Origin of the sequence: Streptococcus henryi DSM 19005, assembly GCF_000376985.1 — a bacterium.
GTDB classification, from domain to species: domain Bacteria; phylum Bacillota; class Bacilli; order Lactobacillales; family Streptococcaceae; genus Streptococcus; species Streptococcus henryi.
Window position 1 is genome coordinate 1 of the sequence record NZ_AQYA01000017.1, and the last position, 22317, is coordinate 22317.

At 41.7% G+C, this 22317-nt stretch carries 18 protein-coding genes, 9 tRNA genes and 1 pseudogene; 3 read left to right on the forward strand and 25 right to left on the reverse strand.

Annotated features, from left to right (window positions below; genetic code table 11):
* Positions 1 to 240, forward strand: a pseudogene (locus F601_RS13220) (hypothetical protein); the annotation flags it as partial.
* Positions 241 to 361: 121 nt separating this feature from the next.
* On the forward strand, positions 362 to 649 hold the full coding sequence (locus F601_RS0100830) for a hypothetical protein (RefSeq protein ID WP_018163789.1): 288 nt from the start codon (positions 362 to 364) through the stop codon (positions 647 to 649).
* A gap of 121 nt (positions 650 to 770) precedes the next feature.
* Here F601_RS0100830 and F601_RS0100835 read toward each other — a convergent pair whose 3' ends face one another.
* From F601_RS0100835 to plsX, 10 genes are all read right to left on the reverse strand, one after another.
* Positions 771 to 1952: a hypothetical protein gene (locus F601_RS0100835; RefSeq protein WP_018163790.1), complete on the reverse strand. Its 1182-nt coding sequence runs from the start codon at positions 1950 to 1952 to the stop codon at positions 771 to 773.
* Positions 1953 to 2111: 159 nt separating this feature from the next.
* Positions 2112 to 3659, reverse strand: a complete 1548-nt coding sequence (gene purH / locus F601_RS0100840; protein ID WP_018163791.1) for a bifunctional phosphoribosylaminoimidazolecarboxamide formyltransferase/IMP cyclohydrolase — start codon at positions 3657 to 3659, stop codon at positions 2112 to 2114.
* A gap of 433 nt (positions 3660 to 4092) precedes the next feature.
* Entirely contained in the window at positions 4093 to 4602 is a 510-nt protein-coding gene (locus F601_RS0100845; protein ID WP_018163792.1) for a VanZ family protein, read from the reverse strand.
* Between the two features lie 75 nt (positions 4603 to 4677).
* Complete coding sequence (gene purN, locus F601_RS0100850; protein ID WP_018163793.1) at positions 4678 to 5235, reverse strand: phosphoribosylglycinamide formyltransferase; 558 nt, start codon at positions 5233 to 5235, stop codon at positions 4678 to 4680.
* Positions 5236 to 5403: 168 nt separating this feature from the next.
* On the reverse strand, positions 5404 to 6426 hold the full coding sequence (gene purM / locus F601_RS0100855; protein WP_018163794.1) for a phosphoribosylformylglycinamidine cyclo-ligase: 1023 nt from the start codon (positions 6424 to 6426) through the stop codon (positions 5404 to 5406).
* 45 nt (positions 6427 to 6471) lie between these two features.
* Entirely contained in the window at positions 6472 to 7923 is a 1452-nt protein-coding gene (gene purF / locus F601_RS0100860) for an amidophosphoribosyltransferase (protein WP_018163795.1), read from the reverse strand.
* 207 nt (positions 7924 to 8130) lie between these two features.
* Entirely contained in the window at positions 8131 to 11856 is a 3726-nt protein-coding gene (locus F601_RS0100865; RefSeq protein ID WP_018163796.1) for a phosphoribosylformylglycinamidine synthase, read from the reverse strand.
* A gap of 376 nt (positions 11857 to 12232) precedes the next feature.
* Positions 12233 to 12940, reverse strand: coding sequence for a phosphoribosylaminoimidazolesuccinocarboxamide synthase (gene purC, locus F601_RS0100870; RefSeq protein ID WP_018163797.1), 708 nt, complete (start codon positions 12938 to 12940; stop codon positions 12233 to 12235).
* A 124-nt stretch (positions 12941 to 13064) separates the two neighbouring features.
* Positions 13065 to 13307, reverse strand: coding sequence for an acyl carrier protein (locus tag F601_RS0100875; RefSeq protein WP_018163798.1), 243 nt, complete (start codon positions 13305 to 13307; stop codon positions 13065 to 13067).
* Between the two features lie 9 nt (positions 13308 to 13316).
* Positions 13317 to 14318 carry a phosphate acyltransferase PlsX gene (plsX, locus tag F601_RS0100880; protein ID WP_018163799.1) on the reverse strand — a complete coding sequence of 334 codons (1002 nt, stop codon included), beginning with the start codon at positions 14316 to 14318 and terminating at the stop codon, positions 13317 to 13319.
* Between the two features lie 210 nt (positions 14319 to 14528).
* Here plsX and F601_RS0100890 point away from each other — a divergent pair, with 210 nt between their 5' ends.
* A complete protein-coding gene (locus tag F601_RS0100890) occupies positions 14529 to 15113 on the forward strand; it encodes a GNAT family N-acetyltransferase (RefSeq protein WP_018163801.1) in 585 nt (194 codons plus the stop codon).
* A 167-nt stretch (positions 15114 to 15280) separates the two neighbouring features.
* On the opposite strand, the gene recO is transcribed toward F601_RS0100890, so the two are convergent.
* From recO to F601_RS0100965, 15 genes are all read right to left on the reverse strand, one after another.
* Positions 15281 to 16051 (reverse strand): DNA repair protein RecO, encoded by a 771-nt coding sequence (gene recO, locus F601_RS0100895; RefSeq protein WP_018163802.1) that lies wholly within the window; start codon positions 16049 to 16051, stop codon positions 15281 to 15283.
* Positions 16041 to 17216, reverse strand: a complete 1176-nt coding sequence (locus F601_RS0100900) for a pyridoxal phosphate-dependent aminotransferase (protein WP_018163803.1) — start codon at positions 17214 to 17216, stop codon at positions 16041 to 16043. Before F601_RS0100900 ends, recO begins: the two co-directional genes overlap by 11 nt.
* Before the next feature lie 271 nt (positions 17217 to 17487).
* Positions 17488 to 18456, reverse strand: a complete 969-nt coding sequence (locus F601_RS0100905; protein ID WP_018163804.1) for a ribose-phosphate diphosphokinase — start codon at positions 18454 to 18456, stop codon at positions 17488 to 17490.
* Positions 18457 to 18698: 242 nt separating this feature from the next.
* Entirely contained in the window at positions 18699 to 19970 is a 1272-nt protein-coding gene (gene pcsB, locus F601_RS0100910) for a peptidoglycan hydrolase PcsB (RefSeq protein ID WP_018163805.1), read from the reverse strand.
* Between the two features lie 102 nt (positions 19971 to 20072).
* Positions 20073 to 20579, reverse strand: a complete 507-nt coding sequence (gene mreD, locus F601_RS0100915; protein ID WP_018163806.1) for a rod shape-determining protein MreD — start codon at positions 20577 to 20579, stop codon at positions 20073 to 20075.
* Positions 20580 to 21398: a rod shape-determining protein MreC gene (mreC, locus tag F601_RS0100920; protein WP_018163807.1), complete on the reverse strand. Its 819-nt coding sequence runs from the start codon at positions 21396 to 21398 to the stop codon at positions 20580 to 20582.
* A gap of 91 nt (positions 21399 to 21489) precedes the next feature.
* Positions 21490 to 21577, reverse strand: a tRNA-Ser gene (locus F601_RS0100925).
* Between the two features lie 10 nt (positions 21578 to 21587).
* Positions 21588 to 21661 (reverse strand) — tRNA-Ile (locus tag F601_RS0100930).
* A 34-nt stretch (positions 21662 to 21695) separates the two neighbouring features.
* Positions 21696 to 21766 (reverse strand) — tRNA-Gly (locus F601_RS0100935).
* Positions 21767 to 21771: 5 nt separating this feature from the next.
* Positions 21772 to 21844 (reverse strand) — tRNA-Phe (locus tag F601_RS0100940).
* Positions 21845 to 21859: 15 nt separating this feature from the next.
* Positions 21860 to 21933, reverse strand: a tRNA-Met gene (locus F601_RS0100945).
* A 21-nt stretch (positions 21934 to 21954) separates the two neighbouring features.
* Positions 21955 to 22044: transfer RNA gene (locus F601_RS0100950), tRNA-Ser, on the reverse strand.
* 6 nt (positions 22045 to 22050) lie between these two features.
* Positions 22051 to 22124: transfer RNA gene (locus tag F601_RS0100955), tRNA-Ile, on the reverse strand.
* Between the two features lie 25 nt (positions 22125 to 22149).
* Positions 22150 to 22223 (reverse strand) — tRNA-Met (locus tag F601_RS0100960).
* Between the two features lie 6 nt (positions 22224 to 22229).
* A tRNA-Pro gene (locus F601_RS0100965) sits at positions 22230 to 22303 on the reverse strand.
* Between the last annotated feature and the right edge of the window lie 14 nt (positions 22304 to 22317).

A 22317-nucleotide genomic window follows, 5' to 3' on the forward strand; every position in this document is an offset into this window, starting at 1 on the left:
AATTGGACAAAATCAGGCGCAGAAAGCATGGTTATCTTAATGACGGCACAGCGTAATGGGCTTTTTGAGGTCTATTACCGCAACTCATACCCATTTAAAACTTTCAGCCCAGAGATAAAAATCAATATGCGAAAACTCCTGCAGAAAGGCCAGCACGACCAGCATATTATCCCAAGTGCGACTATCCCACTAAACGGTGCAACAAGTAGTCCAATTGGACAAATGAAGAAATGGATTTAGGACTTTTGAAAAACTTTCCGAGAATAACTTGACACAAACCATAGTCAGTCCTTGTCTCAATTCTAAACAAGCTTATGGTAAAATAGCTATAAGATATCCTGTTTTCATGGGAGGGAAAAATATGAAGGGGTTTAAAATTTGGTTGCTCGGCAACCTCATACTTCAAGGTGTGCTTTGGGCCTATATGCTTATCATGAGTACGGTAGAACCGGCAGCTGGATGGCTTGTTTTTATCTCTATTTTCTTCTTTATCATCTCTTTAATCCAACTCCCTTTGACCTTATTTGGCCATCAAGTCCTAAAAGATGGTCTTAAAGTCTGGTTGTGGTGGCACTCACTCCTTCTTTGGTTGGGGAGTTTTTTCCTACCTATTATTTTGTATTTCCTGTTCATGATAGGACGATTTTAGACGCTGATCTGTTGTTAATGCACCAGAATAAGCCTCCAAGCACGGATGACACCCCAACTGACAGTCGGGGTTCTTCCTTTTCAAAATCCTGCTAGAATCACTAAGGAATCAGGCATCCTTGCTACTGCTCGATTGTGTCCTCTTCCTTAATCTGAGAGTTACTGAGTCGATAGCTGGATGGGTCGTCGGTATTACTTGAAAAAGATAGACGGATGATAGAACCATCTTCCAAAGGGTAGTCCATGCTAAGGGTGTAAAAATCACTGATTGATATTGAGGAAGTAACTGATGATTTATAACTTGCCGGAGCACCAAAGGTGGAAATAATCTGCTCTAAGGTATCCCCTTCTTCTGCACCAGTACTGAGGGAATTGTAGTCAGCGATACTCCAACTTTTTCCTTCCTTATCCTTCCAGTAGTCACTGAGTAGAGAATTTTCATATCCCTCATAGTCTTTAAAAAAAATAAGATAACGAGAATCGCGATACATGAAACTAAATCTAAGAGATTCTATCTCCGATAAGCTATAGGTTAATGAAACCATATCGTAGGTTTGAGAACTGCTAGTATACTCTGCCTTGCTAGCCAGTCCATACTTTTCAACAAACTGGTCTAGTGTAAAATTCGAGTTTCCCATCAATAGCATATTAGGAATAGAGATGGTCTCAAATTCCTCAAAGGTCCAAGGATAGACTGATTCATCCTCTCCCAAGGTATAATCTGATTCATCTATAGGAGAACGGTAGATTTCAATATTGCGATTCAGCTGATTATGACTATAGCTGGAACCACTCTTTGAAGTTGAGCTATCACCCCCTGAAAAAATACCTACAAAGACAATCACTAGCAGAAATAGAGAAAAGACCGTCACTAATGCTGGATTAGATTCGTCTTGATCAGCCAGCTCTTTAGCTTCTCTACGTTGTCTTTCTTCTCTCTCCTTGAGAGCTTGTTCTCTCAAGCGCTGTTCTCTTTCCTTTATTACAAGCTGAGCTTCTTTCTCATCTTGCCGGCGCTCTTGTTCAGTTAAAACTTTAGCTCTTTCTTGATGATTAAAACGACGAGCCTCTTGCTCTTCCTCTTTTTTATCTAACCGCTCATGTTCAGAAATACTGATAGCCAAATCAGTCGCAATTTCTTCAAAGCTTTCATCTGATTTGCCCTGTTCTACTGAGTTATTTGCTAAAGAATTTTTCCTCTTCTCACCTAGAGTAGGTTCTGAGCGATTGATAATTTCTTCTAAATCATCCACTATGTCTTCAAAGAAGCCGTCCTGATTTTCTTTTTTATAGTCTTTTGTCATTCTCTTTTCCTAATATTTTTTACACTCTTTCTGTAGATAAATACCCTCTTATTTTACCACATTTCCTATTTCACTTTCAGTCAAGACAATCCGCCCTGACCTCAATAAGCCAAAACACCCCAAGCAATCAGTTGGGGTGCTTCTCTATTTTCCAAAAAATCAATGTCTGAAATGTCTCACTCCCGTAAATACCATTGCAATGCCGTGCTTGTTGGCAGCGTCGATAGATTCTTGGTCGCGGACTGAGCCACCTGGTTGGATGATGGCCTTGATGCCTGCGGCTGCGATTTCTTCAATGTTGTCTGCAAATGGGAAGAAGGCGTCTGATGCCAGAACGGCACCATCGAGACGGTCTTTGGCTTGGTCGATGGCGATACGGACTGAGGCCACACGGTTAGTTTGACCAGGTCCGACACCAAGGGTCATGTGGTCATTGGTAACGATAATGCCGTTTGACTTAACGTATTTGATAGCCTTCCAAGCAAATTCCAAAGCGGTAGCCTCTTGCTCATTTGGCTGGCGCTCAGTCACGACTTGCCAGTCAGCTGGGCTCTCCTTGACCACGTCTTGGTTTTGCACCAAAAGTCCGCCGACAACGCCAGTGTATTCAGCTTCCACTTCGCTTGCGTCCTGCGCGTCAAATGGCAATTCCAAGATGCGCAAGTTTTTCTTTTTATTGGTCAAAATGGCTAGCGCTTCTTCCGTATAAGACGGTGCGATGATGATTTCTAGGAAGATAGGGTGCATCTTCTCAGCTGTCGCTGCATCAACTTGGCGGTTGAGGACAACAATACCACCGAAGATAGAAACAGGGTCTGCTTCATAAGCGTAATCCCAAGCTGTCTCAATGTCATCAGCCTGTCCGATACCGCATGGATTCATGTGTTTGAGTGCCACAACTGTTGGACGGTCTTTGAAATCACGGATGATACGGATAGCCGCATCAGCATCGCGAATATTATTGAAGGACAATTCTTTACCATTGAGCTGTTTAGCTGCTGCGATAGAGTAGTCTGTTGGCAGTGCTTTTTGGTAGAAATCCGCATCCTGTTGCGGGTTCTCACCGTAGCGCATTGGCTGTTTAAGATCGTAAGTAATAGTTAATTTTTCAGGTTTTGCTTCACCAACTTGAGCTGTGAAATACTCGGCAATGAGAGCATCGTAGGCTGCAGTGTGACGGAAGACTTTGGCTGCTAGACGTTGGCGTGTTTGGAATGTTGTCTGACCTGCGTCAGCTATTTCTTCCAAAACAAGAGCATAGTCAGCTGGGTCAACCACGACTGTCACGCTGGCATGGTTTTTAGCCGCAGAACGCAGCATAGAAGGGCCACCGATATCGATGTTTTCCACTGCCAAATCGTAGGTCACGTCTGGGCGAAGGATAGTTTCCTTGAATGGGTAGAGGTTAACCACGACAAGGTCGATGAGCTCGATATTGTTGTCAGTGGCAGCCTGAAGGTGGCTATCCAAATCTCTGCGAGCCAAAAGTCCTCCGTGGATATTTGGGTGGAGGGTCTTAACGCGGCCGTCCATCATTTCAGGGAAGCCAGTCACATCGTCAATAGCGATGGTGTCAACCCCAGCATTATCGAGGGCAACCTTGGTTCCGCCAGTTGAGATGATATCCCAACCGAGATTTTTGAGTTCTTGGGCAAATTCAACGATGCCCGCTTTGTCTGATACGCTGATTAATGCGCGTTTTGTCATTTTTAATTTCCTTTCTTTTGAAAGCTTTTTCTTGTGTTCGTCTAAAGTAGTGGGGTCGCCAGCAACCCTCCGGTTTCATGGCTAAATCTTGAGCCTTGGTCTCAAGATTTCCCTCGACCATCAGAAATTATTCTGATGGTCCTGTCACTACGGCGACGAACACATTTGGGCGACCTGCGGTCGCTAAGCAGAGCAGTCAATTTAGTCTCTATCTTACTAATTATCTGCAAATCTTTGTTCTAGTTTTGCTTGATAGGATAGCATAATATCTTCAAGCTCAATCTGATATTTATCAGCCAGTTCTTCTTTGATACCTGCTAAATTTTCTTCTGTTTGCGTCTCTTCATATGGCCTATCTCGACCTATCTCTAGTCAACAAATAGCTTGTGCCAACTCACCGTTTTTGATAAGATATTAATCTTTTAAGCTTGTTTTAAATACCAAGAATAAATAATAAAATCAAAACAATGAATGAGAGACCTATGACAGCCAATCCTACAACATTGACCCATTGTCTTGTCTTCGACTTGAAGATTTTTGTGAATATGAGATAGACTAATAGGCCTACTCCTACTCCCAAGGTATTGAATATGAGGTCTGTCACATCTGCCATACCAATAGTTAGTATATATTGGAGACTCTCATAGAGAAAACTCAGTAAGAAACCACATCCAATAATCTTCCAAAATGACCAATTCTGCTTTATCAAGGGTAAACAAACACCAAAAGGGACAAAGACAAGCAGATTAAAGCCCATCTCCGCAAAGACGATGTCTCCGTTGACAACCAGAGGCTCAGAAAATGGAATCAAGTTGAGAATTCTGGGACCATAGAAAAATGGAATGTAGCTTAATTGGGTTTCAAATTTAAATAGAATCCCCCAGGTCAATAAAATTAAATAGGCATAAAATAAATAGTTGGTAGTTTTTTTAGATGATAACATGAGAAAACCTCCTGTTTAGCTTGTAGGATTTTAATGATATTATCATCTCTAGTCTACAGCTACAAAACCAAGAAATCAAGGATTTTTTGGCTCCACTCCCAGCTCCACCAAAACTTGAGGATACAGCTGGTATTCGTGTTCATGAATTCTGGTTTCAAAGCTTTCGATGGTATCACTAGCTAGGCGCGGCACGCGCACTTGTTTGATAATCTGGCCAGTATCCACACCTGAGTCCACCCAGTGGATAGTCACTCCAGACTGATCCACACCTGCATCCCAAGCATCTTGGATACCGTGGGCACCTGGAAATTCAGGAAGGTAGGCTGGGTGGATATTGATAATGCGCCCCTCATAGGCAGAAAGTAGAGTTGGTCCAACAATTTTCATGTAGCCTGCTAGGCAAACCAGGTCAATTTGATGTTGGTCCAGCAAGTCAACGATGGCTTGTTCATAGGCTGCTTTGTTGTCAAACTCTTTGAGCTCAAAAGCGTAGGCAGGCACTCCCAGATTATCAGCTCTTTCCAAAACAAAGGCATCACGGTGGTCTGAGAAGATAAATTTGACATCAAACTGCTCTGCTATGACCTGAAAATTTGACCCGCTGCCGGAGGCAAATACGGCAATTTTTTTCATATTCGATACAAAGGGATGGTTCGGCTTGCCGAAAATTTTCGTAGAAAAATAGGAAAACTGACGAAGGCAACTTGCGCCAAGGAAGTTTTATCTTTTTTCCTAGAAAATTAGTCCCGTGTTCAGTTAGGCATACTAACTAAACATTCCTTTCTTATAAAATCAAGTGGCTTATTTCATCACCACACTAGCGTCAGCCTTTTTCACAATACGGCCGAGTTCATAAACGGGCTCATCCAAGAGCTCTTTAACACGGTCCACGTTTTCAGGCTTAACGGCCAACATAAGACCGATACCCATGTTGAAGATTTCAAACATTTCTTCATGTTTAATTTCCCCATATTTTTCAAGAGCTTTGAAAATAGGTAGAACTGGCACTTTGTCTTCCTCGATTTCAGCAGCTAGGTCATCCCCAAACATACGAGGAACATTTTCAACAAAACCACCACCTGTGATATGAGCAATACCATTAACCAAGCCTTCCTTAACCAAAGGAAGCACCGCTTTGACATAAATACGAGTTGGCTCAAGGAGAACGTCCTTGAGTTTTTTGCCTTCAAGTTCAGGCAAGACCTCTTCGCCTGTGTAATCGGCAAAGACGCGACGAACGAGAGAGTAACCATTTGAGTGGATACCGCTTGAAGCAAGACCAAGAAGAACATCGCCTTCAGCTACTTTTGAGCCGTCGATAATCTGAGATTTTTCAGCAATACCAACAGCAAAGCCAGCCAAGTCATAGTCGTCCTCGCCGTACATGCCAGGCATTTCAGCTGTTTCACCACCGATGAGGGCAGCACCTGCTTGGACACAACCTTCAGCCACACCAGCTACCACCTGCTCCAATTTAGCAGGTTCATTTTTACCCGTAGCTACATAGTCAAGGAAGTAAAGGGGCTCAGCACCAGCTGCGATGATGTCGTTGACACACATGGCAACGCAGTCTTGACCGATGGTATCGTGCTTGTCATACTTGATAGCCAGCATGAGTTTTGTTCCCACGCCATCAGTCCCTGAAATGAGGACCGGTTCCTTAACACCAGTTTGAGTCAGGTCAAACATACCACCGAAACCACCAAGAGCCCCCATAACACCAGCACGTTCCGTACGCGCTACGTGTTTTTTGATACGTTCAACAACCTCATAACCCGCTTCAACGTCAACACCAGACTGAGCGTATGCATTTTTTTCTGTCATAATAATTTCCTTCTCTTTTTTCTTTTGGAAATAGCAGAGCTGATTCTATTTACCGTCTCTGTAAAAACTAACTTTCTTATCCAAACTAGCTAGATAGTCTTCTTCATAATCATAGAGTGGAGTTGGATACTCTCCATCAAAGTATGCCACGCAAAGACCACCATTTGGAGCATCTGTTTCAATACCAATAGAATCAATGAGTCCATCGATTGACAAATAAGTCAAACTGTCAGCACCAATGATTTGACGCGTTTCTTCCACCGAGTGATTAGCCGCAATCAATTCCTTGCGGGTTTGGATGTCAATACCATAGAAACATGGATAAGCAAGGGCAGGACTGCCGATAGCCACATGCACTTCAGATGCGCCAGCTTCTTTCAAAAGCTGAACAATGCGACGCGAAGTTGTCCCACGTACAATCGAATCGTCAATCATAACCACGCGCTTGCCTTTTACAACCCCAGATACAGCCGACAGCTTCATGCGAACACCCTGCTCACGCAATTCCTGAGTTGGCTGGATGAAGGTACGCTGCGTGTATTGGTTTTTGATGAGACCCATCTCATTTGGCAAGCCTGATTCTTCGGCAAAGCCCATGGCTGCGCTGAGAGATGAATTTGGAACACCGACCACGATGTCAGCCTCATGCTTAAATTCACGCGCCAGCTGTGCTCCCATACGTTTACGAGCCGTGTGGACATTGACACCATGAATGTTGGAATCAGGGCGAGCAAAATAAATGTATTCCATAGAACAGATAGCCAACTGAGTATCTGTTGTGTAGTTATCGTATTGGATGCCAGAATCATCAATGATGACAATTTCACCAGGCTCCACATCACGAATCCACTCCGCCCCAATCACTTCAAAGGCACAGGTTTCAGATGAGACCACAACAGCTCCATTACTCATTTTCCCAATTGAAAGGGGACGGAAACCATTTGGATCAAGCGCAGCAATCATTTTGTCCTCAAACATGAGAATATAAGCAAAACCGCCTTTAACATGGCTAAGGGCTTCTTTAACCTTGCCCATAAGGCTTGGATTGTGACTGCGACGAATGAGATGAGCCAAAATTTCAGAATCAGAAGTTGAACTGAAAATGGCACCATTGCGCTCCAATTCCTGCTTCAAAGATTGGGCATTGGTCAAGTTCCCATTGTGGGCAAGTCCGAACTGCATGTCATGGAAACGGAAAAGGAAAGGCTGAATGTTATCAGCAGAGGCTTCTCCAGCCGTTGCATAGCGAACATGGCCAATAGCACCATTACCTGCCAACTTGTCCAAGTCAGCAGGATTTCTAAAAACTTCTGACAAGAGCCCCATATTACGATGGCGCTTCAATTGACCGTTGTCATTGGAAAGGATACCTGCACCTTCTTGACCACGGTGTTGCAAACTATGAAGACCAAAGTAGGTGAGTTTAGCAGCATCTGGATGGCCCCAAACACCAAAAACACCACATTCTTCATTTAATGATTTCACTTCGTATGTCATAATACCTCGATACCAAGGCCGCTAAAAGGCAAAGGCAAAATAGGAATTCTTCAGAAAATCTTGATTTTCTAAATGATTTATCTTTTTGCCCCAGCCTTTCGACCACGTTCAGTTGCGCTCTTTTAAATTGAGTGCAAAGTTATCTTGTGTTAACACTTTTTAAAGACCAAAACTTAAGCAATGTTCTACTAAGTTTTGGTTATGCTTTTATTTTCCTGTAAAATACTTAACCGCCGATTCAAAGAGTTTTTGGTCTTTATTTCCTGGAATATTTTGGAAAAGCCCATCTTCCCAGCGCTCTGAATGACCCATCTTACCAATGATTTGACCATTTTCGCTGGTGATACCTTCGATGGCATGGCTAGAACCATTTGGATTGTATTTAGAATCCATGCTTGGCTGACCGTCAAAGTCAACGTATTGGCTCCAGATTTGACCCTTATCGCGCAGTTGAGCGAATTCTTCATCAGTGACGACAAACTTACCTTCCCCGTGCGATACTGGGATAGCGTGAATGTCACCGACCTCTACACCTGCCAACCAAGGCGAATTGGTGTTAGCGATGCGGGTTTCTACCATCTTAGCCACGTGCTGGTTAGCATCATTGTAGAAGAGGGTTGGGCTGCTTGCCGATGCATCCTCAAAGTTACCGTATGGCAGAAGTCCAGATTTGACAAGAGCCTGGAATCCATTACAGATACCGATGATGAGACCGCCTTTGGCGATAAAGCTGTCAATAGCAGAGCGAACTTTTTGGTTGAGCAAGATATTGACGATGAATTTAGCAGAGCCATCTGGTTCATCCGCTGCTGAGAAGCCTCCCGCAAAGAAGATGATGTTGGCTTTCTCAATATTTGCAACCATAGTATCAACTGACTGAGCAATAGCTGCTTCATTGAGGGTCACAAATGGTACCAAGTTGACAGCTGCCCCAGCCTGTTCAAAGGCCTTAGCAGAATCGTATTCTGAGTTGGTACCAGGGAAGACTGGAATGTAAACCAGTGGTTTTTCAACTGTTTCCTTGGCCTTTATGACAGCATCTGAAGCTACAGCTGGAACGTCTTTCAGCTCCGTTGCTTGCTGGAATTCTGTTGGGTAAACCTCATCCAACTTGCCTTCAAAGGCTGCAAGTAGCTTGCTTCCTACAAGGGCATTTCCATTGACAGTGACTGTAAAGTCAGCCACCGTTTGACCAATTTTAACCGCGTCAGCAATTTCTTCAGCTGATGTAAAGATGAATCCACCCAGCTGACCTGTCAAGCTGCTGTCAAGCTCTGCCAATTCCACAGTAGCACCGATACGGTTACCAAAGGCCATGAGGGCAAGTGATTCCATGACACCGCCATACTTAACTGCTGAAGCTGCCGTGATAGCGTGTTTAGCTTGAATGTCTTCGAATGTAGCAAAGTTAGACTTGATCAGGTCGAAGTCGATATCTTCTGAGATAACTTGACCTGGAAGATAGTAGATGTTTTGACCAGCAGCCTTGAATTCTGGAGAGAGAACCTTGGCACTGTCGGCTGTTGTTACCCCGAAGGCAACCAAGGTTGGCGGTACGGTCAACTCTTCAAAGGTACCAGACATGGAGTCCTTACCACCGATTGATGGGAGACCCAGCTGAATCTGAGCTTCGATAGAACCGAGCAGGGCTGAAACAGGTTGACCAAAACGGTCAGCTTGCTTATCCATACGTTGGAAGTATTCTTGGTAAGAGAAACGAGCCTTAGACCAATTTGCACCAGTTGCCACCAAACGAGCTGTCGCTTCGATGACAGCATAAGCTGCACCGTGGTATGGTGACCACTCAGCGATATAAGGGTTGAAACCTTGGGCCATAACAGAGGCTGTCTTGGTTACCCCATTTTGAACTGGCAATTTTTGAACTGAGCTTTCTGTCGGTGTGATTTGGTGACGACCACCGATTGGATGGTTGACGGTTGAGCGACCAACTGAACTGTCAAAGATGGTTTGAAGACCCTTTTGACTGGCATGGTTGAGGTCTGAAAGGACCGCAAGAGTATCAGCTTCCAAAGTATCTGCTGATGTTGTGCGCACTTCTGGTACTTGAACTTGGCTGTCAATTACGTTGGCATCGACAACCACGCGCACGCCATTAGTATCAAGGAAAGAACGCTCAATATCCACGATCGTCTGACCATTCCAAGTCATGACAAGATTGGCTTTTTCAGTCACAGTGGCAACCACAACGGCATCGATATTTTCTTTGGCACACTCAGCGATGAAAGTATCCACATCCTCAGGACGAACCACAACTGACATACGCTCTTGTGATTCAGAGATGGCAATTTCAGTACCGTTGAGGCCTTGGTATTTAAGCGGCACTTTATCCAGGTTAATTTCCAGACCGTCTGCCAATTCACCGATGGCTACACAGACACCACCCGCACCAAAGTCATTTGATTTCTTGATGAGACGAGTCACATGGCCATTACGGAAGAGGCGCTGAATCTTACGCTCTTCGATGGCATTCCCTTTTTGAACTTCTGCGCCAGCTGTTTCCACCGATTCAACCGTTTGAACCTTAGAAGAACCAGTTGCACCACCGACACCGTCACGTCCTGTCTTACCACCAAGCAGGATGACCACATCGCCAGCTTCAGGCTTTTCACGAACCACATTGCCCTTAGGCGCTGCCCCGACGACTGCCCCCAGCTCCATGCGTTTAGCAACAAAACCTGGGTGGAAGTACTCTTTGACATAGGTTGTGGCAAGACCGATTTGGTTTCCGTAGGAAGAATAGCCGTGCGCCGCAGTTTTAGAGATAACCTGTTGCGGTAATTTACCAGCGCGAGTTTCATTGATTGGCGTGGTGATATCGCCTGCGCCAGAAATACGCATAGCTTGGTAAACATAAGAACGACCTGACAATGGGTCACGAATAGCACCACCGATACAAGTTGCTGCGCCCCCAAATGGTTCAATCTCAGTTGGGTGATTATGAGTTTCGTTCTTGAACATGAGGAGCCAAGGCTCTTTAACACCGTTGACATCTACTTCAATTTCAACGGAACAAGCATTGATTTCATCAGATACTTCCATATCATCCAAACGACCATTGGCACGTTCATAGCGTCCAAAGATAGTTGCCATGTCCATGAGGGTTTGCGGTTTTTCAGAACGCCCAAGTTCTTCACGCATAGCCAAATATTTGTCATAAGTTGCCTGCAACTGTTTTTGGAATTTTGAAGCTGAGAAATCAATCTTCTTCAATTCTGTCTCAAAAGTTGTGTGACGACAGTGGTCAGACCAGTAAGTATCCAAAACCTTGAGCTCAGTCTCAGTCGGCACGCGCCCGATAGACTTGAAGTAATCTTGGATAAAGAGCAAATCATCCACTTCCATAGCCAAACCTTGCTCTGCCTTATAAGCCGTAAAGTCTTCCGCACCAAAAGTTTCAAAGAAATCCAAGTTTGGAATAGTCTTATCTGACTCAGAAAAATCATGCTGGGCAATGGCTAATGTGATGTCTTTAAAACGTGAATCAACTGGGTTGAGAAGATAGTTTTTAACAGCATCCAATTCAGCCCCATCAATATCCTTATTAACCAAGTAAAGTTGCGCCGTATTAACGGTCACATCGTTTGAGCTTCCAAGCAATAGCAGAGCTTCTTGTGATGATGCCGCACGTTGGTCAAATTGACCTGGCAAAGATTCAATAGCAAAGAAAGCATAGTTAGCCAAATCTGCCTGCACATCTTCTTCAGCCAAGATATTGTCCGTTACCTGCTCAGAAAAAATATGTTTCTCAGCACGGTCAAACAAGTCTTCAGCCAAGTTGAAAACATCATAAACCTGGACCAAACGAAGGTCCGTCAAAGAAGACAATTGCAGGTTGTGCGTCAATTCCTTCAAAAGAGCCTGCGATTTAATACCAAAATTGGCCTTTTTCTCAACAAAAATACGTTTGTTCATTTTAAGATACCTCTCCGATAAGAAAGCGACCCAAAAATAGGAAATTACCAAAAATCCTAATTTTTGAAATGATTTTTCCTGACAGTTTTCTATGCCTAGCTGTCAGCTGAAACAGTCTGGGAGACAGTTTTACTTTTTCGCTTTCAGTACGAGTTCAATTCCTCTCTCTAATCCTCTTACTCAAGTCAATTTTTTTCTGCTCGGCTAATACGAGCGAAGCGAGTTTCACGATATTTTTCGCCGTGGTGAAAGAACGATAGCTAGTGTAGCTATCGTTCACGGAAATTTTGAGACCTTAGACTCAAAATTTAGCAATGGAATACCGAAGGTAGTCGCTTGCGTCCGCACCACTTAAGAAAAATATCAAAAAATAAAATTATAATTCTTTCAATTTTTCAAGTACAACTTTGTAGACATCTGTCAGGGAACCGAGGTTACGTCTGAAGACATCTTTATCCATGTGGTTGCCTTGCGCATCCCAGAGGCGAGAATTATCTGGCGAAAATTCATCTGCCAGAATAATCTTGCCATCCTTGTCTCTACCGAATTCTAGTTTGTAGTCAATCAACTGCAGACCAACTTGGGCAAACCACTCTTTCAAAAGTTCATTGATACGGCGTGTCTCAGCCTTGATATAGGCGATTTCCTCATCGGTGGCAATTCCTAAGAAAGCCACATGTTCATCATTGATGAAAGGATCATCTAGCTCATCTTTTTTATAGTAGAATTCCACAATAGGTTTTTCGATAGGAAGACCTTCTTCAATGCCGAAACGTTTGGCAAACGATCCCGCTACAACATTGCGGAGCACCACTTCCAGTGGAATGATATCCACTTTTTTATTAAGCTGCTCTGTATCTGACAATTGCCTAACAAAATGCGTTGCCACACCAGCTGCATTCAGTTTTTCAAAAATAAGAGATGAGATTTGATTATTGAGCACACCTTTTCCCTCTATGGTCTCCTTACGAGCACCATTAAGCATAGTTGCTTGATCCTTATAAACGGAAACAATCAAATTCTCATCTTCTTCGCTACTATAAATATCTTTGGCTTTACCTGAATAAATCAGTTCTCTAGACATGTTTTTGTTCGCCTTTCACCTTTGTTCAAGTAAATTTTAACACAAGAAAATATATAATTCAACATTTTACAGACTTTGTTATAAAATAAAAATAAAAACGTCCGTATTTAACGAACATTTCCTGCTATTTTAATCTCTTATCCAAATAATTCAACATGTCTCCCATACAAGTCATGTCCTCAACATCTTCATCTGGAATTTCAAGACCAAACTCATCTTCCAAGCTAATGATGAATTCCATAAGAGCGATTGAATCCACCCCTAAGTCTTCTTGAAGAGTCGTTTCAGTAGTCACAGTAAGCTCTGGCTTATGTAACTGATCCTTGATGAGAGTAGAAATTCTTTCAAAAATAGCCTCTTTTGTCATAATGATCTCCTATTCTGAATCCTTAGGTGTGAATTCTTCCACTAATTGACCAACCACATTTGTCTCAAGCATGGTACGGACTTGTTTAATCGTATGGAAAACAGCCTTGGCATCGCTGGAACCGTGACATTTGACCACAGGTGCCTTAAGCCCAAAGAGAACTGCACCGCCTGCACTTGAGTAGTCCATGCTATCTCGCAAGCTGTAAAGACTATCTTTCAAGAGAAGGGCTCCCAATTTTGCCTTCAAACCACCCTTTTTAATAGAAGATTTGAGGGTTCCCATGATGGTTAGAGCCGTACCTTCCATGGTTTTAAGCACCGCATTGCCCGTAAAACCATCAGCAACGATAACATCAGCCACATTGTTCATGAGTTCACGCGCTTCCACATTTCCCACAAAGTTGAGCGAACTGTCCGCAGCAAGCAGAGCATAAGTCTCTTTGCGAAGGGGATCACCCTTAGTGTCCTCTGTCCCATTATTAAGCAGGCCGACACGAGGATTGGCAAGACCACGCACATTTTTGGCGTAGAAAGAACCAAGGATAGCATACTGGTGGAGGTGGGCAGCTGTATTTTCAGCATTGGCACCCAAATCCAGCATATCAAAGCCCTTACCATCAGCAGTTGGCATGGTTGACATAAGACCTGGACGATCCACACCCTTGATACGACCGACCACAAAGAGACCAGCCGCAAGCAGAGCACCTGTATTCCCAGCCGAAATTACAGCATCAGCACTGCCTTCCTTAACGGCCTGAGCTCCAAGGACCATACTAGCCTTCTTCTTACGACGGATAGCCTTGGCTGGCTCATCGTCCGAATTTATTTTTTCATCTGTATGTATAATGCTCACGCGCTCAGTCGCCGTCAAATAGTCCTTAATCTTAGCTTCATCACCGTAGAGCTGAATTTCAATATCCTTAAATGCCGCTAGAGCCTGATTAACCCCCTCAACAATAGCCTGAGGCGCATTATCCCCACCCATAGCATCAACAGCAATTTTCTTCATGAATGACTCCTTCACAAACAATAGTTGCTTTATTATAGCACGTTTTAAGATTTTTTTCATTTTTTTGAAAAATAGCAGAGCCGATTTTCAAACATCAAAAGAAAAAAAGAATAGAGAAAATAACTTATTTAACTTGCCTTGGCTGAGCTTCTATCTTATAATACAAGACATGATTTCAGAAATAATGAAGATAACTGAAAGGAAACTGCCATGATACGAATCGCTACCGAACAAGACGCCCAAGCCCTGCTTGATATCTATAGCTACTACGTTGACCAGACAGCCATCACCTTTGAATATGAAGCGCCTAGTCTGGAAGAATTCACAGATCGCATCCTCAAGACCCTGGCCAAATATCCCTACTTAGTCGCTGAAGAAGATGGCAAAATCCTAGGCTATGCCTATGCCGGAGCCTTTAATCCAAGAGCAGCCTACGACTGGGCAGTTGAAGTGACTATCTACTTAGACAAGTCAGCCCAAGGAAAGGGCCTAGGCAAAGCCTTGTACACCGCTCTGGAAAATGCCCTAAAACTCCAAAACATCATCAATCTCAATGCCTGCATCGCCTACCCTGAAGTTGAAGACCAGTACCTAAGCCAGAATAGTGTCCAATACCACCAACACCTAGGCTACAGCCTAGTCGGCCAATTCCACAAATGCGGCTACAAATTCAATACCTGGTATGACATGGTCTGGATGGAAAAGCACCTCAGCCAACACCTAGAAAACCCTCAGCCTATCAGAACCTTCCCAAACATTCGCCAAGAATTGGGGGAGAAATATGGGATCAAGTGAGTTGACTTATTTCTTATACTCTTTTAAAATCCAAATGATACATCGTCAGTTTCGACTTGCCATACCCTAGTACTGCCTTTGTCTCATTTCCTCATCTGATTTTGATTTTATTTGAGTATTATATAGCAAAAACTCCCTGTTCATTCAAGGGAGTTTTACTATTTCAATTATTTATCATCCGCAGGCTTCATGACATCTCCCCACTTGCTCAAATCATCGATAAACTTTTTGCTCTTGAGCCTGATTCCCACATAGTCATCATAGACTTCATCTAAGAAATGGCGGAGCTTCTGCTTCATCTCAGGTTTAACTGAGATGCTCTGCAAGTCTTCAAAGGAAACATTCTGAAATCGATCTAAAAGATAAGGGACGTTGGGGTCTAGGTGATTGCGACGGTCGTCCTCCTGATAATGCTCAGGGCAGAGCAGGCCAGAATACTGATGGGAAAAATCAAAGGGGAGGCCCACACGATGGCAAAAGACACACTCATGAAAATTCAAACGGACACCGAAACGGTCTAAAATCTGAACCTCAAAAATATTGGTCAAAACCTCATAATCCAATCCCTGATCCATGAGTTCCAGAGTCTTTTTTAGAAAGACAAAGAGCTGGGGATCCGCCACATTATCAGCAATAGCCGCATCAGCCAAAGCGACCACGTAGGAAGCATAGGACAGCTTAAAAAGATCAGCATTAATCTCTTTATAAAGCTCTACATCCTTATAATCCTCAATGTAAGACAGCCCATTGTCGTTGAGTTTTAGGATAAAATCAGCAACTGTCAAGGGTTGGATAACCGAATTCAGTTTGGATTTACTGGCATGTTTCACGAAAAACATGCGCTTGCCGTCTGTCTCTGTAAAAATCTTGACCAGCTTATCATCTTCTCTATAGTTTCGGTTATATAGAACTAATCCCTGAGTTTCTCTAGTTTGCATGCTCTTCCATAAACTCTTTCAAGCGTTCCATGGCTGTGCGGATAGTTTCCATGCTAGCTGCATAAGACAGACGTACGTAACCCTCACCAAATTGGCCAAAAGCAACCCCAGGAATAATAGCAACAGCTTTTTCACGGGCAAAATCCTGACAGAACTTGAAAGAATCCTGATTATAGCCTGCTGGAATTTTAGCAAAGATGTAAAATGCACCATCTGGTTTGATAATCTTAAATCCCAGTGCAGACATCTTATCAATAATATAATCACGTCGCACCATATACTCTTTTTTCATAGGAAGGGCATCATTCTTACCAACAGATAAAGCCTCAAGAGCACCAAATTGAGAAATAGTCGAAGCTGCAGTCACCAGATATTGATGACTCTTAATTAATTGAGCTGTTAAAATAGCTGGCGCAAAAAGCAAACCAATACGCCAACCCGTCATGGCATGAGATTTAGACAAACCATTGATAAGAATAGTCTGCTCAGGCAGATACTCAGCAATAGACACATGAGGTTCTTCTGAATAAGTCAATTCTGAATAAACCTCATCGCTGACTACAAAAATCTCATACTTTTTGAGAACATCAGCTAGAGCCTTAATTTGTTCACGCGAATAAGTCACACCAGTTGGATTAGTTGGATAGTTTAGAAGAACAGCCTTAAGCTTATCACCCTGCTCTAAAATAGCTTTTTCAAGCATATCAGGAGTCAGAACAAAATCATTTGCTGTTGTATCAATTTCTACAATCTCAGCTCCTACCAGATTAGCAATAGGCTCATAACCAGGATAAGCTGGTGCAGGCAGCAAAATGGTATCGCCTGGTTCCAAAATAGCAGTCAAAGTAGCAGATAAAGCCTCCGTTGCACCAATAGTCACCAAAATTTCATTATCAGGATTGTAAGATAAATTGTACTTTTCTTTGACAAAACCACTAGCAGCTTGACGCAAAGCAAGTAAACCACTCATACCTGTATAATAAGATTGGTTATCATCAATTGCAGCCTTTGCAGCTTCCTTAACATGATCTGGTGTGGTAAAGTCTGGTTCACCTAGGGTTAACTTCATAATTCCAGGAACGTCAGAAATAGACTGATCAAACTGACGAATTAAGGAAACTTCAATTTTATCTAAATTTTTATTAAAACGTTTTGTTAAATCCATTTGCTCACCTCTAAAATAAGTAACTCTATTATACACAAAATTCTGACAATTAACACCCCCTTTTCTAGCTTATCCACAGTGAAATAAAATTATAAAAAGTTATCCACATGTGAATAACCCAAAATAAATATAAAATCACTCATAAGTACCACTAATTTGGTCCAAAAAATAAAAAAGTAATTAACCGTTGAACTTCTAACTCAATTTTTAAAACAAAAGATAATGTGAAATGACAAAATAAAAGAGCAACCCTTAGGCTGCCCCAAAATTATTATCCAATTTTACCCATTTCAAACAATGGAGATAATGGACGTTTTTCGTGAATACGGATAATAGCTTCAGAAATAAGCTCCGCAATAGAAATCTGTTCAATTTTGTCAATCAATCGTTCCTCAGGTAAGTAAATAGTATCCAAGACAATTAATTTTTCAATTGCTGATTTTTGAATATTCTCAAGTGCAGGACCTGAAAGAACTGGATGAGTACACGATGCATAGACAGCAGTGGCACCTGCTTCAGCCAAGGCATCAGCAGCATGGCAAATTGTTCCAGCAGTATCAATCATGTCATCAATTAAGATACATTTTTTCCCTTTAACATTACCAATGATATTCATAACTTCCGACGTATTCATCTTAGTGACACTACGACGCTTGTCAATAATTGCGATTGGCGTTTGGAGGAATTGTGCCAATTTACGAGCACGTGTCACACCACCATGGTCAGGACTAACAACAACTACATCTTCACCGACCAAACCGTGACGGTCAAAATAATCTGCGATCAAAGGAGCACCCATCAAATGATCTACAGGAATATCAAAGAAACCTTGTATCTGCGCTGCATGAAGATCAACTGTCAAAAGACGATCAACTCCAGCAACTTCTAACATATTAGCAACCAATTTTGAAGTAATTGGTTCGCGTGAACGAGCTTTACGGTCTTGACGAGCATAACCATAATATGGCATTACCACACTGATAGTTTCTGCACTAGCACGTTTTAAAGCATCTACCATAATTAAAATTTCCATCAAGTTATCATTAACTGGTGAGCTAGTTGATTGTAAGATAAAGACATGATGTCCTCGAATCGACTCTTCAATATTAACTTGAATTTCACCATCAGAAAACTGACGAACTGTTGATTTTCCAAGTTGAATGCCCATTGTATCAGCCACTTTTTGCGCCAATTCTTGGTTTGAAGACAAGGCAAACAATTTTAAATCAGAATAAGACATGATTTCCTCCAAAATTTTTATCCATTACCATTTTAACCCTTTTTACCTATTTTTTCAATGAAAATAAAGGTTTTTAGAGCTCAAGGCCTTTAATAAATCAGTGACCTAAACATTTAATAAATCTTGCGAAAAGATTATCAATAGACGAAAATTAGTCATGAAAAACAATCTATTGCAAATATAATAAACAAAAAATACTATAATGCTCAAAAGGCGAGATCTTTAAGTCTCGCCTAAGAATTTTATTGATAGATGAAATAGTGTGATCCAGATGAATTAACATCAAAAGAACCACGATAGTTGCCAATAGACATATTTCCTGCGTAATTAGATTCCATAACAGTAATCGTAGAACCTGAAACTGAAGTTACATAAGCAACGTGTCCATAGCCACCGCCATCATATGGCCAAACAATGACAGATCCTACAACAGGTGTAGATCCAGTAGAATGCCCAGCAGCAGTTGCGCTTGCACCCCATTGATTTGCATTACCCCAGTTGTTTCCAACCCAAGCAGCCATTGATTTAACACCCCAAGTACATTGACCTACAGGATAAGTATTACCAGAAGTTGAGTAAGATACTGTAGTCGTTGTTGTTGTTGCAGGTGCAGTTGTTGTAGTAGTTGCTTGAACTGCTGGAGTAGTAACTTGTGCAGCTGGTGCTGCAGTCGTTGTAGTTGTAGCTGCTGGAGTTGCTGCTTCAGTAGCTTGAGTTGTAACAGATTGAGCAGGAGCGGTAGCTGCCGCTTGTGCTGCTGCTACTGATTGTGCCTGAGCTGCTGCTTGTGCTGCTGCTGCTTGTCGAGCAGCCTCTTCTGCCGCTGCTGCCTGACGAGCAGCTTCTTCTGCTGCTGCTTTTTGTGAAACAAGACTAGCTTTTTCATCTTCAGCAGTAGACAATTGGGCTGCTAACTCTAATTGAGCAACTTGTAATTGTGCTTGTTGAGTTGTTAAAGCAACTTTATTATCTTCTAAAATAGCTTTATTTGTAGCAACAGTATTAATAGCTTCTTGGTTTTCAGCTTGTTTCTCTTCAATAGAGACTTTATCAGCTTCTTGTTGAGCTAACATCTTTTCATTAGCAGAAACCACTTCACGAATAGCTACAACACGGTTAATAGCATCAGAAACAGATTTAGAGTTTAAAATTGTATTGATATAGCTTGTTGCAGTATTACTCTTTTGAGCACTACGAGCTTGTTTCTTCAAAGAATCGTTACGTGCAACAATCTTGCTTGATAGTGATTGAATTTCTTCACTTAGCTTTTTAGATTCTGCTTCAAGTTTTACGTTCTCTGCTTCTAACTCTGCTTGTTCTGCTTCAAGTGAAGAAACTTTAGATTGAATTGAGTTCACTTGACTTTGTGCAGCAGCTTGTTCTGCTGTAAGATTCGATATTAGGGCATCTTTGGCAGAGATCTTACTATCATAATCATCTGCACTTACCTGAGATGCAACAGTTCCGAGTGTTACACCACTCACTAAAACTGCTGATAAAATTCTTTTTTTCATATAAATTAAACGACTCCTTTTCGATAAGACATCTATTATTTTACCAAAAAAAACAAGCATTAACATTACGCAAATGTTACAATTCCATTTTGAAAGCGTAAACTATGTGAGAAAAAAGAGTTTCTTAAATGTTTTTTGAAATAATGAGAAAAAAACTAGATTCAAAATTAATGTTGGGGCAACAGAATACATAATATAAATTCCCAAACTAAAATTTGTCATTCCATAGAAAACAGCAAAAAAATAACCTAACATATCTAATGAAAAAACGGAAATGATAAAAATAAATAAACTCGGGAAAAGATGCACAACATATGGTTTAGTTATTTTTGAAAATAGCAGAGCAAACATTGGCAATAAAATTACCATAATCCCCAGTTGACCAAGATAATAAGAGTCAAAAAGAAAACCAAATACAGCAAAAATCAAGAATGAAAATAAACTACTGGTATTAATAGCAAATAAAATTGAAGCCAGTAGAAACAAATGACTTGTAAAATGCCAATGGTAACCCAAAATACTGTTTAAAAAATAAGAGATTTGACCATCAAGAATCAAAAGGATAAAAAGAATGAAAGTAAGAAAATACTTATTTTTAAAAAAAGCCATCTAATCACCTACAATTGTTACAAAAGAAATAGCTTCAAAACTAGCAGCTGGAGTAATAAATAACTTCCTGTCTTCCCCATCTTCTATTCTACTTACCTTACCAACTAATACATTACTTGCACTTATACCATCAAGACCACTTGTAGAAACTACCGAATCAACAACAATATCTTTAGATACATTCAAATCAGTAACTATAAATTCTTTGGAATCACTATCATAAGCAGAAAGCAATCCATAAACCACAGAGTTTTCTAAAGAAATCTTCACAGGAATATCAAAATTATTTCCGTCAGTTAGAAGTTCAACGTGTGATGAAGACTTTGATGAAGAAGAGACCTTACCAATCAGCCCTCCTCCATTTAAAACAAGCATCCCATCTTTAACACCATGATCTGTCCCTAATCCAACAACTAAACTATCATACCAAGAAAACGGGCTCCTAACAATAACTTCACCAATAAGCGAAACTGAATCTTTAAAAGTTGAAGATGTAGCAATTTCTGCCTTAAGAGCATCATTTTCCTCCTCAAGCATATTCAGTTTTTCCTCTTGATTTTCTAAGTCATAAATTTTCGACTTTAAAACCTCATTCTCACTATAGGTAGTAAATAAGTCCTTTAAATCGCTACTCAAAGAAGAAACATATGAAAATGGAACATTAATTACCTTATCAACTTTACTAACAACAGAGTTTATCGGTGTAATAATAAAACTCCCAAGCGATAAAAAATGAGAAGCAAAATAAAAAAATATACTAAAAATAAGTAAAAAAGCAATACTGTAAAAAAGAGAACGATAAAATTTAAACTGCTTCATGATAAACCCCATACAAATAAAAAACAATAGAGAAATAAAAAGGGTAAAAATAAAACGAGTTATCATAAGATAATCTCGCTTCTAGCATAGACGGAGAATAAGGGATTCGAACCCTTGCGCCAGTTACCCGACCTAACGATTTAGCAAACCGTCCTCTTCAGCCTCTTGAGTAATTCTCCATACTATATATGGGCACAAGTGGACTCGAACCACCGACCTCACGCTTATCAGGCGTGCGCTCTAACCAGCTGAGCTATGCGCCCAAGAAATGTCTTGGTTTATACCTTTGTGGTATAAAGCGGGTGACGAGAATCGAACTCGCGACAACAGCTTGGAAGGCTGTAGTTTTACCACTAAACTACACCCGCTAAAATGGCGCGAGACGGAATCGAACCGCCGACACATGGAGCTTCAATCCATTGCTCTACCAACTGAGCTACCGAGCCAACACTTTAAATAAATTGCGGGAGCAGGATTTGAACCTACGACCTTCGGGTTATGAGCCCGACGAGCTACCTAGCTGCTCCATCCCGCGATAACAATATATATAAAATAAAGGAGGATGTGGGATTCGAACCCACGCACGCTTTTACACGCCTGACGGTTTTCAAGACCGTTCCCTTCAGCCGGACTTGGGTAATCCTCCAAAAAATGGACCTTGTAGGACTCGAACCTACGACCGCTCGGTTATGAGCCGAGTGCTCTAACCAGTTGAGCTAAAGGTCCAAAAACCAAAGTTCATATAAAAAAATAGCGGCGAAGGGGATCGAACCCCCGACCTCCCGGGTATGAACCGGACGCTCTAGCCAGCTGAGCTACACCGCCATGACATCGGGAAGACAGGATTCGAACCTGCGACCCCTTGGTCCCAAACCAAGTACTCTACCAAGCTGAGCTACTTCCCGAAGATGCACCCTAG

Excerpts from the sequence above, each read along its gene's own strand:
- F601_RS0100830 (WP_018163789.1), top strand. The coding sequence starts at position 362 with ATGAAGGGGTTTAAAATTTGGTTGCTCGGCAACCTCATACTTCAAGGT.
- F601_RS0100835 (WP_018163790.1), bottom strand. The coding sequence starts at position 1,952 with ATGACAAAAGACTATAAAAAAGAAAATCAGGACGGCTTCTTTGAAGAC.
- purH (WP_018163791.1), bottom strand. The coding sequence starts at position 3,659 with ATGACAAAACGCGCATTAATCAGCGTATCAGACAAAGCGGGCATCGTT.
- F601_RS0100845 (WP_018163792.1), bottom strand. The coding sequence starts at position 4,602 with ATGTTATCATCTAAAAAAACTACCAACTATTTATTTTATGCCTATTTA.
- purN (WP_018163793.1), bottom strand. The coding sequence starts at position 5,235 with ATGAAAAAAATTGCCGTATTTGCCTCCGGCAGCGGGTCAAATTTTCAG.
- purM (WP_018163794.1), bottom strand. The coding sequence starts at position 6,426 with ATGACAGAAAAAAATGCATACGCTCAGTCTGGTGTTGACGTTGAAGCG.
- purF (WP_018163795.1), bottom strand. The coding sequence starts at position 7,923 with ATGACATACGAAGTGAAATCATTAAATGAAGAATGTGGTGTTTTTGGT.
- F601_RS0100865 (WP_018163796.1), bottom strand. The coding sequence starts at position 11,856 with ATGAACAAACGTATTTTTGTTGAGAAAAAGGCCAATTTTGGTATTAAA.
- purC (WP_018163797.1), bottom strand. The coding sequence starts at position 12,940 with ATGTCTAGAGAACTGATTTATTCAGGTAAAGCCAAAGATATTTATAGT.
- F601_RS0100875 (WP_018163798.1), bottom strand. The coding sequence starts at position 13,307 with ATGACAAAAGAGGCTATTTTTGAAAGAATTTCTACTCTCATCAAGGAT.
- plsX (WP_018163799.1), bottom strand. The coding sequence starts at position 14,318 with ATGAAGAAAATTGCTGTTGATGCTATGGGTGGGGATAATGCGCCTCAG.
- F601_RS0100890 (WP_018163801.1), top strand. The coding sequence starts at position 14,529 with ATGATACGAATCGCTACCGAACAAGACGCCCAAGCCCTGCTTGATATC.
- recO (WP_018163802.1), bottom strand. The coding sequence starts at position 16,051 with ATGCAAACTAGAGAAACTCAGGGATTAGTTCTATATAACCGAAACTAT.
- F601_RS0100900 (WP_018163803.1), bottom strand. The coding sequence starts at position 17,216 with ATGGATTTAACAAAACGTTTTAATAAAAATTTAGATAAAATTGAAGTT.
- F601_RS0100905 (WP_018163804.1), bottom strand. The coding sequence starts at position 18,456 with ATGTCTTATTCTGATTTAAAATTGTTTGCCTTGTCTTCAAACCAAGAA.
- pcsB (WP_018163805.1), bottom strand. The coding sequence starts at position 19,970 with ATGAAAAAAAGAATTTTATCAGCAGTTTTAGTGAGTGGTGTAACACTC.
- mreD (WP_018163806.1), bottom strand. The coding sequence starts at position 20,579 with ATGGCTTTTTTTAAAAATAAGTATTTTCTTACTTTCATTCTTTTTATC.
- mreC (WP_018163807.1), bottom strand. The coding sequence starts at position 21,398 with ATGAAGCAGTTTAAATTTTATCGTTCTCTTTTTTACAGTATTGCTTTT.